We start from the raw sequence: 14,944 nt of genomic DNA, 5'->3' as shown, positions 1-14,944 counted from the left end.
TAAATGATGTGTTTGACTGTTTTTTAAACCCCTATATATTGTGTTTGTTATTTATCTATCAATAGGAAAGCCTTTATTCTATTGAATCAACTAAACAATCCCTGCTAATTATATTCATTTTCACAAAATAAATAAATATAACTTGACACATCTAGGTTACATATGTAAACTATAGATAGATTACATTTGTAACTACAAAAAAGGAGGCATAATGATGACCTTAAATACAAAGCAAACAAGCATCAGTGATGCTGAATGGGAAGTTATGCGTGTCGTATGGGCGAATGAAACAATAACGAGTCGCGAAATCATCGATACCTTAATGCAAATCAAAGATTGGAAAGAAGGCACGATTAAATCTTTGTTAAATCGCCTGATCCAAAAAGAAGCCATTGGAAAAAACGATTCAACCACCCCATATTTCTACTATCCATTGATTAGTTTAATGGATGCCACACGTCAGCGGACTAACGATTTAGTCGACCAAACCTGTACACGTGACCGAGCAGATATTATTCTTCATCTCATAAATAGTAACAGCTTATCGCAAACAGACATTGATACTTTAATAAATACCTTAGACAATAAACGTCAAACAGCGCCTCAACAAGTCACTTGTCAATGTCCTCCGGGACAATGTCATTGTCATTTACATACAAAATTAGCTTAAACAACAAAGGAGAATGATTATGGAAAAAATATTTAATGTTAAGAAAATGGGTTGTCAAAACTGCGCTAATACAATTACAAGAGCACTTAATAAACTTGATGGAGTAGAAAAAGTGGATGTTAGCTTACAAAACAAAACAGCAAGCGTTCAATATGATGGTGCTAAAATTCAAACAACTGAGATGGTTAAAGCTGTAGCTGATGCTGGTTACGAATTAGTAGAATAAGGAGGAACCTTCATGAAAGAAAGTTATAAGATAGAAGGGATGACGTGTGCTTCTTGTGCACAAACTGTCGAAAGAGCACTAAAGAAAACCAACGGTGTAAGTGATGCCGTTGTCAACTTAACAACGGAAGAAGCTACTTTAACATTTGCTGATCAAGCCTTATCGTTTGAAGAAGTTCAGCGTGTTGTACAACAAAGTGGTTACGATGTGGTTAAAGAAGAAAATGAAGGCTGGATTAACCTTAATAATGCTTCAACAGTTCAAACCTATGCCATTGATGGGATGACATGTGCTTCTTGTGCACAAACAGTTGAAAAAGCCATTAATCAATTGGATGCAGTTAAACAAGCCGCTGTAAATCTAACGACTGAACAAATGCAAGTTGTTTGGGATGGCGCTGAGAAAATTGATCCTGATTTAATTAGAGATACCGTTGATAAAGCTGGCTATGAAGCTTCCCTAGTTCTATCAGCCAATGATCGATACGAACAAGCTCAAGCGAAAAAAGAAGGTAAATTAAAAGCAATCAAAAACCGCGTGATTTGGATGGCTGTCTTTACGGTACCGTTATTTATTTTAACAATGGGACATATGGTTGGGATGCCTTTACCGCAATTTCTTGACATGAGCACTCACCCAATTAACAATGCTTTATTACAGTTGGCACTCACAATACCGGTGATGTGGTTAGGTCGAGGCATTTTTCAAACTGGATTTAAGGCTTTATTTAACCTACACCCTAACATGAATAGTTTAGTTGCTGTGGGAACTAGTGCTGCCTTTATCCAAGGCCTTGTTATTACTTTCCTTTTAGTTACAGGCAATCTGGTTACGCATGGTCATCCCGATCTGTACTTTGAATCAGCCGCTGTTATCATTACCCTAATCACTTTAGGAAATTATATGGAAGAACTTGCTAAAGGTAAGACAAGTTCAGCGATTAAAAACTTGATGGATTTAACACCGGATGTAGCCCGCCGTGTCAATGAAGATGGCAGTGTGGAAACAGTAGCGGTTGAATTAATTCAACTAGGCGACCTCATCCAAGTTCGACCAGGTGAAAGTTTGCCAGTTGATGGCGAGATCGTCAGCGGACAGTCAAGTATTGATGAGTCTATGTTAACCGGTGAAAGTATGCCGGTTGAAAAAAGAGTTGGCGATCAAGTGACAGGTGCCAGTATTAATAAGACAGGGAGTTTTACTTATAAAGTAACCCGTGTCGGTCAAGATACTTTGTTAGCACAAATAGTTCAAATGGTTCAAGATGCCCAAGGAAGTAAAGCACCGATTGCTAAATTAGCCGATACAATCTCTGCTTATTTTGTTCCAACCGTTATTATTATTGCAATCCTATCTGCTTTAATGTGGTATTTTATATTAGGTGAAACCCTTCCGTTTGCCCTGAATATATTTATTAGTGTTTTAATTATTGCTTGTCCGTGTGCCTTAGGTTTAGCGACACCAACAGCGATTATGGTGGGGACAGGAAATGCCGCTCAAAAAGGGATCTTATTCAAAAGTGGTGTTGCCTTAGAAAATACGCATCATGCAGATGCGATTCTCCTGGATAAAACAGGAACAATTACAAAAGGTCAGCCTACAGTGAATGATTTTGTAGTCATGGATGATCGAGATGAAATTGAAACCTTGCGTTTAATTGCTTCAGCTGAATCTGTTTCTGAACATCCGTTAGGAGAGGCCATTGTTAGATACGCCGAAAATGAAAAACAATTATCTTTATTATCTGTTGATTCATTCGACAGTATCACTGGACAAGGTATTGTCGCTGTTATTGGAGATCATACTATTAAAGTGGGTAACAAAAAGCTAATGCAAGACGTAACGAATTTTACGCAGGCCGCTCAAGAACAAGCGCAAGCTTTTGCTCAAGATGCCAAAACCCCTATGTATTTTGCCATCAATGATCATTTTGCTGGAATAATCACCGTTTCAGATCCGATTAAGGAATCAAGTATCACCGCTGTAGAACGCTTGAATGAATTAGGGCTTGAAGTGATTATGATTACGGGAGACAATTCATTTACTGCTGAAACAATTGCTAAAAAAGCAGGCATTAACCGTGTCTTTAGCGAGGTCATGCCAGAAGATAAAGCTAACATGGTAAAACAACTTCAAAGTGAAGGTAAGCATGTGATTATGGTTGGAGATGGTATCAATGATGCCCCTGCCCTAGCTCAAGCTGATATCGGAATGGCAATTGGATCAGGGACAGATATTGCGATGGAATCAGCTGATATCGTCTTAATGCATGATGATTTGGAAGATGTTGTACAAGCAATTGATTTGAGTAACAAGTCCATTCGTAATATTAAGCAAAACTTATTCTGGGCTTTTGCATATAATGTGATTGGTATTCCGATCGCTATGGGATTATTACGCTTATTCTTTAACGGTCCTTTATTAGACCCAATGTTTGCTGCCCTTGCCATGAGTCTAAGTTCCGTTTCAGTCTTATTAAATGCTTTACGACTACGTAAGGCGTAATATAGAAAAAAGCTTCTCGCTATCAACTGGATAGCAGAAGCTTTTTTTATCGTTTAATATTAATCGTGTTGTGTAAAAGCTGCAATCAAATGCCCAACACCTGAAATAACAAAATAAATAATTAATAGATTGACGAGGGTCAAAGTAGCTGTAAGTGGTTTAGAAAGTAAACTAAAACCAACCAACAAACCTATAATACCAAAGATTAATGTCAGCCAAAAACTTGAATTTGACACACGGCGAATCATAAAGGAAGTACCAATTGCACCGATAGAGTCGATGATAAACCATGTAGCAAACGCAAATGGTAAAGCCGCCAAAGCAAAACCAGCATTCATTAATAAATAAATACCTATAATAATATCTAAAATACCAATCACCCACATTGGCCAAGTTGGAGCATTGATCGATTGCGCCATTTTACGACGGGTTGTGATTTCAAACAAGCCTTTTAAAATAGCTCCGATAGCAATAAAAATAACAACAGAAGCTAGCGTAGACATAGGGTTATTGAAGGTTAAAAACGCGAGCACTAACATAATAATACCCATAATGATATTACCCCATTTACTTTCTCTTGTTCTAAACATACAAATCTCCTATCTTAATAAAGTTGTTATCTTTATTATAGCATAATGACCACTAAACATTGTCTATAACACTTTGCTTTCATAAGTTATTTCAATAAAAATATTTATTTATTATATTTATATTTGTTTCAATAGTGAGGGTCGGCTATAATGAAATTACAACAAAGAAAAGGAAGTCTGTTATGCCTAAATTATACTTTGCAAGTCCTCTATTTAATGAAATGGAATTAAGCTTTAATGCTATGTTGGCTGAAAAAATTCGTCAAGCCATTCCAGATTTAGATATTTATTTACCTCAAGAACAAGCTGAAATAAATGATAAAAATGAATATGCTGATTCGATTGCGATTGCTCGATATGATACTGATGCTCTATTAGCTTCTGATGTGATGTTAGCTGTCTTAGATGGACTGCAAATGGATCCTGGTGTTGCAGCTGAAGTCGGTGTGGCATATCAAGCAAATATCCCGATCGTGGGACTCTATACCGATACCCGTCAACAAGGTAGTGATAATCAAGCTAAGTTAGATGCTTTAAAAGAAGTCGCTGAATCCCAATTTCCTTATGTCAATTTATATGTCGTTGGCTTAATTAAATCGAATGGTGTCGTAGTGAATGCTTCTGATAAAGTAAGCTCTGCCATCAAAGAATTATTAAATCGTTCACTTTAAAGGAGTCTTCTCATGTTCAAAGAAAAAGTTGCTATCATTGATATCGGGTCAAACTCCCTGCGCTTAGTTATTTATGGGATTGATCAAGAGTTTAACTTTGTTGAAATCCAAAACATTAAAACCCCTGCGCGTCTATCTGAAAATATTTATTATGTAGAAGAAGAGGCGTTTTTAGACCAAGCCGGTATCGATAAATTAATCGCTGCTTTAGATAGTTTTAACTATGTGATTGAAAGTTATCAAGTCGATCGAGTTCTACCGAAAGCAACTGCCGCTATTCGTCAATCTTCTAATAAAGATGATATCTTACGACAAGTAGAAATGGCGACAAGCATTAAAATTGAAATCGTGACCGAACAAGAAGAGGCAGAATATGGACAATATGCCGTGCTTCATTCCTCTACCATTGAAAATGCCATTACGATTGATATTGGTGGAGGCAGTTGTGAAATTACCCATTATGAAAATAAAGAAATGAAACATTACCATAGCTTCCCATTTGGTGCGGTTAGCTTAAGAAAAGATTTTTTTAATGGTAAAGCCCACAATGACCCGAAAGCGATGGAAGCTGTTAGGAAATTTGTACGCAAACAATTTAAAGAATTTTCTTGGATTAAAAAAGCTAACTTACCAATCATTGCGATTGGTGGATCGGCGCGTAACGTAGCAAACGTTCATCAACGTCTGATCCATTATCCTTTAGCTGGCTTACATGGTTATGGTATGGTCGCGGAAGCCATTGAAGAGACTTTGACCACCTTTGTTACAACCGATGCTAATCGACTAGATGATATTGACGGTTTGAGTACGGACCGACAAGACATTATCATCCCAGCAACCATTGTTTTTCAGGAACTATATAAAATGGTTAAAACGCCCTTTTTAAGTGTTTCTACACATGGTTTACGTGAAGGGATTATTTTAAAATATATCAATGAAACCTACAACACGCCAATTGATGTAAGTCTAGTTCAAGCTCGTACCATTCGTGGTATCGGCCACCAATTCCCTATTGATACATCAAGAAATTATCTTCGCATCAACTATGCTTTGAGTTTATACCAGCAATTATGCGAATTGAATCAACTCTCATTTACATACGAGATACATGAGGAATTAGAGTTCGCCGCTTATTTGTATCAATTTGGTTCATTTATTGATATTGATGCCGAATCACAACATACTTTTTATCTCTTATCCAACATGAATTTACCCGGTTATAGTCATCTCAAACGTTTGCGCTTAGCTTTATTGAGTAGTTATCGTAACCGTTCTTTATTCAACCAATATTTAGAAGACTTTGAAGGTTGGTTTACTAAAGATGAAGAAACATTATTACAACTTTTAGGTGGTATCCTTAAGTTTTCCGAAGCCTTAAACGACTCACAAACCGGACCGATTAATGCATTAAAATTAAATGCTTTATCCGATGGCAATTACCGCTTAGATATTTATCACCATAAACCGATTATTGCAGAAAAATATCGGGCTGAACGACATGCAAAACATTTAGAACGAGCACTTGATGGACAATTGAGTTTAAATTTCATATCTAGTTATTAATCTAAATTAAAGCGAATTTAATAAGGAGCGAGACAGCGATATGGCTAGCAAAAACAAAAAAAATAAAACTGACGAAAAACCTCTCAAAAAATCTTTTACCCTTGAAGAAATTCAAGAAAAAGATCCCTATGATCAACCGGAATATTATTTTAATCGCGAATTAAGTTGGCTAGATTTTAACTATCGTGTGATTGATGAAGCAAATGATTTAGATAATCCGTTTTTAGAACAGTTGAATTTTTTAGCCATTGGTAGCTCGAACTTAGATGAATTTTTCATGGTTCGTGTGGCTGGAGTTTATGATCAATATTTAGCAGGTGTTGAAATTTCTGAAAACAAAACTTATATGTCACCGAAAGAATTATTGGATGAAATTCAAAAAAGTAACCAACGTAATATTACGGAACAATATCGACGTTATCATGAATTAACCTATTATTTATCGAATTATAATTATGAAATTAAACGGATCGCTACTTTAAACGAAGCAGAATTAGCATCGGTTAAGGACTATTTCGATAATATGATTTTACCAACTTTATCACCCATTGGAATTGATGCATATAAGGCATTTCCTCATTTAATCAATAAAGCCTTAAACATTATGGTTGTACTTGAAAAAAATGGTAAAAGCTTTCATGCCTTAGTTCCAATCCCGCCTTTATTAGACCGTTATAAAATTTTAACCGCCACTAACCAACGCACTTTAGTTTTTACAGAAGATATTATCGCTCATTTCATCGATAGCATGTTCAAAGGTTACGAAGTCGTCGAAGCCTTTCCTTTTAGAATTACACGTAATGCCGATTTTAATATTCGTGAAGAAGGGGCTTCTGATTTATTAGTTCTCATTGAAGACTATGTCAAACAAAGACGAAATGGGATGGCCATCCGTTTAGAAATTGACACCAGTTATGGCCTTGCCGTTGACTCACCTACCATTAACTTTTTAAGTGATGTCTTAGAGTTAGAAAAAACTAATGTTTATCTTATTAATGGACCTTTAGATTTAACCTATTTATTTGATTTAATTGATTTATTAAGGGATAAACACCCTGAACTGAGTTATAAACCGTTTGAGCCTTACTTAAATCCTAAGCATCTTGGACTTGAGTTATTTGATTCAATCAAAGAACAAGATTTGTTCTTCCACCATCCTTATGACTCATTCCAACCAGTTGTATCTTTAATCGAATCCGCAGCAAACGACCCTAAAACCATTGCCATTAAACAAACTTTATACCGAGTTTCCAAAAACTCACCAATTATTGCCGCTCTTAAACGCGCTGCAGACAATGGAAAGGAAGTAACGGTATTAGTTGAATTAAAAGCACGATTTGATGAGGAAAACAATGTCTTTTGGGCACGCGAGCTTGAGGAAGCAGGTTGCCATGTCCTATATGGAATTAGTGACTTAAAAACACATAGTAAAATTTCCTTAGTCATCAAAAAAGAAGACGACCGTATCCAACAATATGTCCATCTGGGCACAGGTAACTATAATGAAAAAACGGCTCGCTTATATACGGACATGGGGATTATGTCTGTCGATCCGGCATTAACTGAAGATGCTTCTAAATTTTTTAATTACTTAAGTGGCTATAGTCAAAGACCAGAATACAAGCATCTACATGTATCACCTTTTGAAATTCGTGATTCACTTCTCGATTACATTGATGAAGAAATTGGTTATCAAAAAGAATTTGGCAACGGACGAATTGTAGCTAAAATGAACTCCTTAACCGATAAAACCATCATCAAAAAGCTATATGAAGCCAGTCAAGTAGGGGTGCAAATTGATTTAATTATTCGGGGAATTTGTTGTTTGAAACCAGGCGTTGAAGGGTTATCCGAGACAATCCGTGTCAGGAGTATTGTGGGACGACTATTAGAACACTCTAGAGTCTATTATTTCAACCGGAACAATGAAAATCATCTCTTCTTATCCTCTGCTGACATGATGACGAGAAATATGACACAAAGAGTTGAAATTGAATTCCCAATCTTAGATAAACAAATAGAAGATAATATTGTTGATATTTTAAAAATGCAGTTAGAAGATACCTTAAAAGCGAGAGTATTACAGTCAAATGGCTTATACGAACGCCCAAATCGTGAAACAGTGAAATTAAACTCACAAGAAGCAATGATTAAAGATGCTCAAGCCCGCAGCGCTCAACTTAATCAAGAAATTGAAGAAAAACAAGAACAAAGAACCGTAAAAGAAGGATGGTTTGCCCGAATCCTCCGTCGCTTTCAATAAATAAAATACGACTAAAAAACGATTCAATTCCTGGAAAAAAACTCCTGAGATTGAATCGTTTTTGTATTGATTAAGATCTGACAACGCCATTCATCTCTTTCAATTGCTCTTCATGGATAATGGCATCGATATGTTCTCTCGTCTCCACATCTTTCCGCAACAATTTGTAGATGGTTGAAGCGATCGGAACCCCCACTAAAAACCCCAGTCCACCAAGAAGACCGCCCCCTACCGTTACAGCAATGAAGGTCCAAATGCCCGGTAAACCAATTGAGCCACCGACAACCCTTGGATAAATAATATTACTTTCCAACTGTTGAACCACAATAATAAATATCAGGAAAAAGATAGCCTGCGAGAAAGATTGCGTCATCACTAACAAGGCACCGATAAAGGCTGAAATAAGTGCACCAACCATAGGTATCAAAGCTAAAGCACCTGAGATCGTCCCCACCATAGCGGCATAAGGAAATTGGAAAATCCACATACCAATTGCTACCATCGAACCATAGATAACCGCTTCTATCAGCATCCCTGTAATAAAATTTGAAAAAGATTCATTAGTCACACGCAAAACATAGGTCAATTGCGCATACATTTTAGCACTTAAATAGACTTTCCCAATCCGCTTAAATTGTGAAATTAATTTTTCTTTTGAGTACAAAGCATAAACACTCACAACTAAAATAATCACCAAATTCAAAGCATATGAACTCAAGCTCGCCACTACCGAAATCATGGATTCAACCAAACCATTGGCAAAAGAGGTAATTTCCCCCGCAACCGTGTCCCAATTTAAGCCTGCTTGCGTAATAAAGGCATTATAATTATATTCCGGATAAATCTCCTCAAGATTTTTTAACAGCCTTTGGAACATATTAAAAACAAGAGGTAAAGACTCAATCGTAATCCGAATAGCAGAAATCAATTGTGGAATGATTAACCATAAAATCACACTCACACTAAGCAAAACAATGAACAAGGTCATTAAAATAGCCAACGGCCGCCGTAATTTAATAAGCCGCTCATTTTCTGTACCGATAAAAAGATATTTTTCAATATTTGACATCAATAAATTAAGTATAAAGGCAAAAACAAAACCAGATAAAATGGGCGATAAAACCCGCCAAATGGTTGATAAATAAGCAATGACCGTATGATAGTTCAATACAACCGTCGCCAAAACCGCAATAATAATTAAATATTTAATCACCAAACGATCCAAACGATCATCTCTACCATTCATGACAACACCCCTCCACAATTCCAATTAATAACTAAATCATAACACACAACACCTCCACTCACTAACCGCAACTGTTTAATTTTTAATAAATATCACTGCTTAAAATGAAAGTATTAATTTACGACAAATGCTTATTGAAGGAACGAGGCTAATGTTTTAAACTCGTCGGAATAAACTGGAACCTATAAACTGGACAGATCTAAACGAGACCAAAGGAAAAATATGCATGTTTTTTGAAGTCAACATTTTCATCTACAATTAAAAAAATCCATACAAAAAAGCTGCAGGCAATGCCATACAGCTTTTAAGGCTAATATTTAAATTAGTTTACTTTATTTCTTCCACGGTAGATTAAGAATCCAGCTGCAACTAATAAAATCACACTGAGGACAATTAACCATGTTGAACTTGTTTCACCGGTTTCTGGTAACAAATCGCCACTTTCAGTTTTGCTTGATTCGTTACTTTCCACACTGGTTTCAATTGAAACAGAACGACTTGCTTCTTCTGATTCTGATTCACTTTGTGATTCTGACTCAGATTCTGATTGCGATTCACGTGGAATATTAAATTCTTCTGCAAGACGGTTAGCTAATGCTCCAAAATCTTCCACTTTATTATTTTCATTAAAGACTGCAAATTCAGCCCAGAATAACTCTTCATCTGAAACATTACTTAAGGCTGCTTCATCTAAACCATAGTCATTCACTAAAGCATTACGCATTCTTTGTGACTCTGAAGCAAATACGTCTGGATAGTTGGCTACTAAATGGTTATATAATGAAGAAATATCGCCACCAGCTTGATTCAATTCATCAGCTAATGCTAATAAAGTTTCATCATCAAACTGATCTAATTGAGCTTGAAGCATTGGTGTACCACCAATTAATTCATTACGCAGATTTTCTGCTGCTTGTGTATCATCTTCCTCTGATTCATCCGTTGAACTAACATTATATTTTTCTTCCATTACTTGTGCTAAACGTTCAAAGTCTTCAACATTTCCATCATTGAAAATAGCTAGCTCTTCCCAGAAAAGTTCGGCATCTGAAACTTCATCTAATTCAGCTTCATTTAAATTAAACTCATTCACTAATGCATCACGCATTCTTTGTGACTCTGAAGCAAACACTTCTGGATAGTCTTCGACTAGACGGTTATATAATGAAGAAATATCGCCACCAGCTTGATTCAATTCATCAGCTAATGCTAATAAAGTTTCATCATCAAACTGATCTAATTGGTTTTGTAGCATTGGTGTGCCGCCAATTAATTCATTACGCAGATTTTCTGTTGCTTGTGAATCATCTTCTGATTCTGATTCGTCATCAGTACGACTGACATTATATTTTTCTTCCATTACTTGCGCTAAACGCTCAAAGTTTTCAACATTTCCATCATTGAAAATAGTAAGTTCTTCCCAGAAAAGTTCGGCATCTAAAACAGCGTCTAATTCAGTTTCATTTAAATTAAACTCATTCACTAATGCATCACGCATTCTTTGTGACTCTGAGGCAAATACTTCTGGATAATCTTCGACTAGACGGTTATACAATGTCGAAATATCGCCACCAGTTTGATTCAATTCATCAGCTAGTGCCACTAAGGTCGCATCATCAAATTGATTTAATTGGTTTTGTAACATTGGTGTACCACCAATTAATTCTTGACGTAAATTTTGAGCTGCTTCTTCATCGGAATTATCATCTTCATCTTTTTGACGTTCTTCACGACGTACAATATACTCATCGATTGTTTGTTCAATAGCAGGTAAGATTTCTGCGACAGCATTGTCGACATTATCTTCATTATTAGCCATTGCTGAACGATATCTTTCCAATGTTAAACGAGGTAAAGCCATATTTAAATCTGAATAAGTATATTCAGAACGTTCTGAAATAGCTTCAGCCGCACGCTCATAAGCTTCATAATCCTCTCCTCTTAATAAATTTAAATGAGGATAATTTTCAGCTATTTGATTATAAATTGAACCCCAAACATCATAAACATCCGTTGATTGTGATTGGGCAATGTTATCGTAATCTAATAAATCACGATCAGATACTTCTAATAGTTGTTCTAAGTTTACAGGTTCAAAACCAGCAACATTATCTTTAATAACTGCTACACGATTTTGCTCTTCAGCACTTAATGTGTCATCTTGTTGCGCCTGAACCACAGTCGAAATCTGAGGACTAACAAAATTCGAAAGAACTGGAGAAACTCCTGCACCTATCAATGCTAGTGCACAGGCACTTCTAAAAAATGTTTTTTTCAATTTCATGTTGTACTTCCTCCCTTTGATGTATTCATTATAACGAATGAATATGAATTTTCAATGAATTTACATCGTAAAAAGCATTTCAATTACTTGATAAATATATGATATAAAATATAATTTTAGGTATTCTTATTCATTTTATAGTCCCTAATGTTCAAAAATATGTTATTATTATACTGTATGTCTATTCATAGGCAGCCTATAAGGTTCTAGGAGGAAAAACAATGATCAATGTATCAAATGTCAGCCTACAGTTTCCTGACCGCAAACTGTTTGATGACGTCAACATCACTTTTACACCCGGAAATTGTTATGGTGTAATAGGGGCTAACGGGGCTGGAAAGTCTACTTTCTTAAAGATTCTCTCTGGTGACGTTTCTCCAACTACTGGTACTGTCTCAATGGACCCTAACGAACGCTTAGCTGTTCTTAGTCAAGACCACTTTGGTTATGAAGAATATACTGTTATCGATACAGTATTAATGGGATATAAAGAGCTTTATGAAATCCAAAAAGAAAAAGATGCTATCTACATGAAAGAAGACTTCACCGATGAAGACGGTGTTCGTGCAGGTGAATTAGAAGCGGCTTTTGCTGAGATGGGTGGATGGGAAGCTGAAGCTGAAATTAGTAACTTGTTACAAGGTTTAGGCGTTGATAACAAACTACTATATAGCCAAATGAGTGAATTAGAAGAAGCGGATAAAATTAAAGTTTTACTCGCTCAAGCTTTATTTGGTCGTCCAGATAATTTATTACTAGACGAGCCGACTAACGGTTTAGATTCACAATCCATCGATTGGTTATGTGATTTTATTTTAGATTTTCCAAACACTGTTATTGTTGTTTCGCATGACCGTCACTTTTTAAACCGTGTTTGTACACATATGGCAGACGTTGACTTTGGTAAAATTAAAATATATGTAGGTAACTATGATTTCTGGTTACAATCAAGTCAATTAGCAGCGAAACTACAAGCCGATCAAAATGCTAAAAAAGAGGAAAAGATTAAAGAGTTACAAGCTTTCGTTGCTCGTTTCTCAGCTAATGCCTCTAAATCTAAGCAAGCGACATCTAGAAAAAAATTGCTCGATAAAATTACCTTAGATGATATTCAACCATCATCACGTCGCTACCCATTCGTTGGCTTTTCTCCTGCTAGAGAAATTGGTAATGATCTTCTAAGAGTTGAGGGTCTTTCAAAAACAATTGATGGGGAAAAAGTTTTAGACAATGTTACCTTTACATTAAACCGTGATGATAAAGTTGCTTTCTTGAGCCGTAACGATAATGCAGTAACAGCTTTCTTTGAAATTATTATGGGGAAAATGGAGCCAGATTCAGGGACATTTGAATGGGGAATTACTACCTCACAAACCTATTTACCACGTAATTCAGCGGATGAATTTGATAATGTAACCTTATCTATCGTAGACTGGTTACGTCAATACGCTGATAAAGAAGAGCAAGATAATACCTTCTTAAGAAGTTTCCTAGGCCGTATGTTATTCTCAGGTGATGATGTAATGAAACCTGTTAACGTCTTATCCGGTGGAGAAAAAGTACGCTGTCTCTTATCAAAAATGATGTTATCTAAAGCCAATGTCTTAGTAATGGATCAACCTACCAACCACTTGGATTTAGAGTCGATTACGGCTTTAAACGAAGGTTTAATTAAGTTTAAAGGTGCTATTTTAATCGCATCTCATGACTACGAAGTTTTAGATACAACATGTAACCGCGTGATTGAATTAACCCCAACAGGTGCTTTTGATCGTATGGATACACGTTATGGCGAGTATATGGAAAATGCTGAATCACAAGCACGTGTTGCAGCAATGTATGTATAAAATTTTTTTACATAGAGGAGTATTTATTCAATGGAAGTTTTTGATTTCGAAGATGTTCAACTGATCCCTAATAAATGTATCGTTAGTAGCCGTTCAGAGTGTAATACACAAATACAATTTGGACCAAGAACATTTAGAATTCCTGTTGTTCCTGCAAATATGCAAACTGTAATTAATGAAGATTTAGCTGTATGGTTTGCAGAAAATGATTATTTCTATATTATGCACCGTTTTGATGAAGAAGCGCGTAAACCTTTTATTAAAAAGATGCGTGAAAAAAATCTATACTCATCTATTAGTGTTGGAATTAAACCTTATGAATTTGATTTTATCCGTGAATTGGTTTCAGAAGACTTAATTCCTGATTATATTACAATTGACGTTGCTCATGGCCATTCTGAAGATGTTATGGATATGGTTCGTTTTATTAAAGAAGTAATGCCATCAGCCTTCTTGATTGCTGGAAATGTGGCAACACCAGAAGCCGTTAGAGATTTAGAAAATGCTGGTGCAGACGCAACAAAAGTTGGTGTAGGCCCAGGTCGTGTATGTATTACAAAACTTAAAACAGGATTTGGTACTGGTGGATGGCAATTAGCCGCTGTTCGTCAATGTGCAAAAGCAGCCAGAAAACCAATTATTGCTGATGGTGGTATTCGCCATCACGGTGATATTGCTAAAGCTTATCGCTTTGGTGCTTCAATGGTTATGATTGGATCACTTTTAGCTGCTCACGAAGAAAGTCCTGGTCGTTCACGTGAAATTGATGGGAAAATCTACAAAGAATACTTTGGTAGTGCTTCAGAATACCAAAAAAGTGAGCGTAAAAATATCGAAGGTAAAATTGAAATGATTGCCAACCGTGGCCGTTTAGCCGATACATTACTTGAAATGGAACAAGATTTGCAATCATCGATTTCTTACGCGGGTGGAAATGACTTAGAATCTATCCGTACAGTAGATTATGTGATTGTACGTAATAGTATCTTCAACGGAGACCGCTAAGACAATTTGAATTTTAACAAACCTAATAAATATCTCTTCACTTCCCATTGAGATATTTATTAGGTTTTTCTGTT

11 protein-coding genes are annotated in these 14,944 nt (G+C 36.0%); 8 read left to right on the top strand and 3 right to left on the bottom strand.

Features of this window, described 5'->3' with window-relative positions; all coding sequences use genetic code 11:
- The first annotated feature begins 214 nt into the window (after positions 1–214).
- The 3 genes from ACTQ54_RS08905 to ACTQ54_RS08895 are packed head-to-tail and all read left to right on the top strand — an operon-like array spanning position 215 to position 3,401.
- A complete protein-coding gene (locus ACTQ54_RS08905) occupies positions 215–670 on the top strand; it encodes a CopY/TcrY family copper transport repressor (protein WP_441756078.1) in 456 nt (151 codons plus the stop codon).
- A 19-nt stretch (positions 671–689) separates the two neighbouring features.
- Entirely contained in the window at positions 690–896 is a 207-nt protein-coding gene (locus tag ACTQ54_RS08900; RefSeq protein WP_441756076.1) for a heavy-metal-associated domain-containing protein, read from the top strand.
- A 12-nt stretch (positions 897–908) separates the two neighbouring features.
- Entirely contained in the window at positions 909–3,401 is a 2,493-nt protein-coding gene (locus ACTQ54_RS08895; RefSeq protein ID WP_441756074.1) for a heavy metal translocating P-type ATPase, read from the top strand.
- Between the two features lie 59 nt (positions 3,402–3,460).
- On the opposite strand, the gene ACTQ54_RS08890 is transcribed toward ACTQ54_RS08895, so the two are convergent.
- A complete protein-coding gene (locus ACTQ54_RS08890; RefSeq protein ID WP_441756072.1) occupies positions 3,461–3,991 on the bottom strand; it encodes an HdeD family acid-resistance protein in 531 nt (176 codons plus the stop codon).
- Positions 3,992–4,173: 182 nt separating this feature from the next.
- Here ACTQ54_RS08890 and ACTQ54_RS08885 point away from each other — a divergent pair, with 182 nt between their 5' ends.
- The 3 genes from ACTQ54_RS08885 to ACTQ54_RS08875 are packed head-to-tail and all read left to right on the top strand — an operon-like array spanning position 4,174 to position 8,488.
- Positions 4,174–4,662 carry a nucleoside 2-deoxyribosyltransferase gene (locus ACTQ54_RS08885; protein WP_441756070.1) on the top strand — a complete coding sequence of 163 codons (489 nt, stop codon included), beginning with the start codon at positions 4,174–4,176 and terminating at the stop codon, positions 4,660–4,662.
- 12 nt (positions 4,663–4,674) lie between these two features.
- The gene (locus tag ACTQ54_RS08880; RefSeq protein WP_441756068.1) at positions 4,675–6,225 is read left to right on the top strand and encodes a Ppx/GppA phosphatase family protein; all 1,551 of its coding nucleotides are present in this window, start codon (positions 4,675–4,677) and stop codon (positions 6,223–6,225) included.
- A 40-nt stretch (positions 6,226–6,265) separates the two neighbouring features.
- A complete protein-coding gene (locus ACTQ54_RS08875; RefSeq protein ID WP_441756066.1) occupies positions 6,266–8,488 on the top strand; it encodes an RNA degradosome polyphosphate kinase in 2,223 nt (740 codons plus the stop codon).
- A gap of 70 nt (positions 8,489–8,558) precedes the next feature.
- Here ACTQ54_RS08875 and ACTQ54_RS08870 read toward each other — a convergent pair whose 3' ends face one another.
- A complete protein-coding gene (locus ACTQ54_RS08870; RefSeq protein WP_441756064.1) occupies positions 8,559–9,734 on the bottom strand; it encodes an AI-2E family transporter in 1,176 nt (391 codons plus the stop codon).
- Between the two features lie 322 nt (positions 9,735–10,056).
- Positions 10,057–12,018, bottom strand: coding sequence for an LPXTG cell wall anchor domain-containing protein (locus ACTQ54_RS08865; RefSeq protein WP_441756062.1), 1,962 nt, complete (start codon positions 12,016–12,018; stop codon positions 10,057–10,059).
- Between the two features lie 221 nt (positions 12,019–12,239).
- Between ACTQ54_RS08865 and ACTQ54_RS08860 the strand changes: the two genes are divergently transcribed.
- Both ACTQ54_RS08860 and guaC read left to right on the top strand, forming a co-directional pair.
- A complete protein-coding gene (locus tag ACTQ54_RS08860; protein ID WP_441756060.1) occupies positions 12,240–13,865 on the top strand; it encodes an ABC-F family ATP-binding cassette domain-containing protein in 1,626 nt (541 codons plus the stop codon).
- A gap of 30 nt (positions 13,866–13,895) precedes the next feature.
- Positions 13,896–14,870: a GMP reductase gene (guaC, locus tag ACTQ54_RS08855; RefSeq protein WP_441756059.1), complete on the top strand. Its 975-nt coding sequence runs from the start codon at positions 13,896–13,898 to the stop codon at positions 14,868–14,870.
- Positions 14,871–14,944: the final 74 nt, after the last annotated feature.

This window comes from Fundicoccus sp. Sow4_H7 (genome assembly GCF_052115865.1).
Classification (GTDB): domain Bacteria; phylum Bacillota; class Bacilli; order Lactobacillales; family Aerococcaceae; genus Fundicoccus_A.
The sequence above is the reverse complement of the archived record's forward strand: the minus strand, read 5'-3'. Positions and strand labels throughout refer to the sequence as shown.

What these genes read in the sequence shown, in the direction of transcription:
- ACTQ54_RS08895 (WP_441756074.1), top strand. Translation starts at nt 909, where the DNA reads ATGAAAGAAAGTTATAAGATAGAAGGGATGACGTGTGCTTCTTGTGCA.
- ACTQ54_RS08860 (WP_441756060.1), top strand. Translation starts at nt 12,240, where the DNA reads ATGATCAATGTATCAAATGTCAGCCTACAGTTTCCTGACCGCAAACTG.
- ACTQ54_RS08890 (WP_441756072.1), bottom strand. Translation starts at nt 3,991, where the DNA reads ATGTTTAGAACAAGAGAAAGTAAATGGGGTAATATCATTATGGGTATT.
- guaC (WP_441756059.1), top strand. Translation starts at nt 13,896, where the DNA reads ATGGAAGTTTTTGATTTCGAAGATGTTCAACTGATCCCTAATAAATGT.
- ACTQ54_RS08880 (WP_441756068.1), top strand. Translation starts at nt 4,675, where the DNA reads ATGTTCAAAGAAAAAGTTGCTATCATTGATATCGGGTCAAACTCCCTG.
- ACTQ54_RS08870 (WP_441756064.1), bottom strand. Translation starts at nt 9,734, where the DNA reads ATGAATGGTAGAGATGATCGTTTGGATCGTTTGGTGATTAAATATTTA.
- ACTQ54_RS08885 (WP_441756070.1), top strand. Translation starts at nt 4,174, where the DNA reads ATGCCTAAATTATACTTTGCAAGTCCTCTATTTAATGAAATGGAATTA.
- ACTQ54_RS08875 (WP_441756066.1), top strand. Translation starts at nt 6,266, where the DNA reads ATGGCTAGCAAAAACAAAAAAAATAAAACTGACGAAAAACCTCTCAAA.
- ACTQ54_RS08865 (WP_441756062.1), bottom strand. Translation starts at nt 12,018, where the DNA reads ATGAAATTGAAAAAAACATTTTTTAGAAGTGCCTGTGCACTAGCATTG.
- ACTQ54_RS08905 (WP_441756078.1), top strand. Translation starts at nt 215, where the DNA reads ATGACCTTAAATACAAAGCAAACAAGCATCAGTGATGCTGAATGGGAA.
- ACTQ54_RS08900 (WP_441756076.1), top strand. Translation starts at nt 690, where the DNA reads ATGGAAAAAATATTTAATGTTAAGAAAATGGGTTGTCAAAACTGCGCT.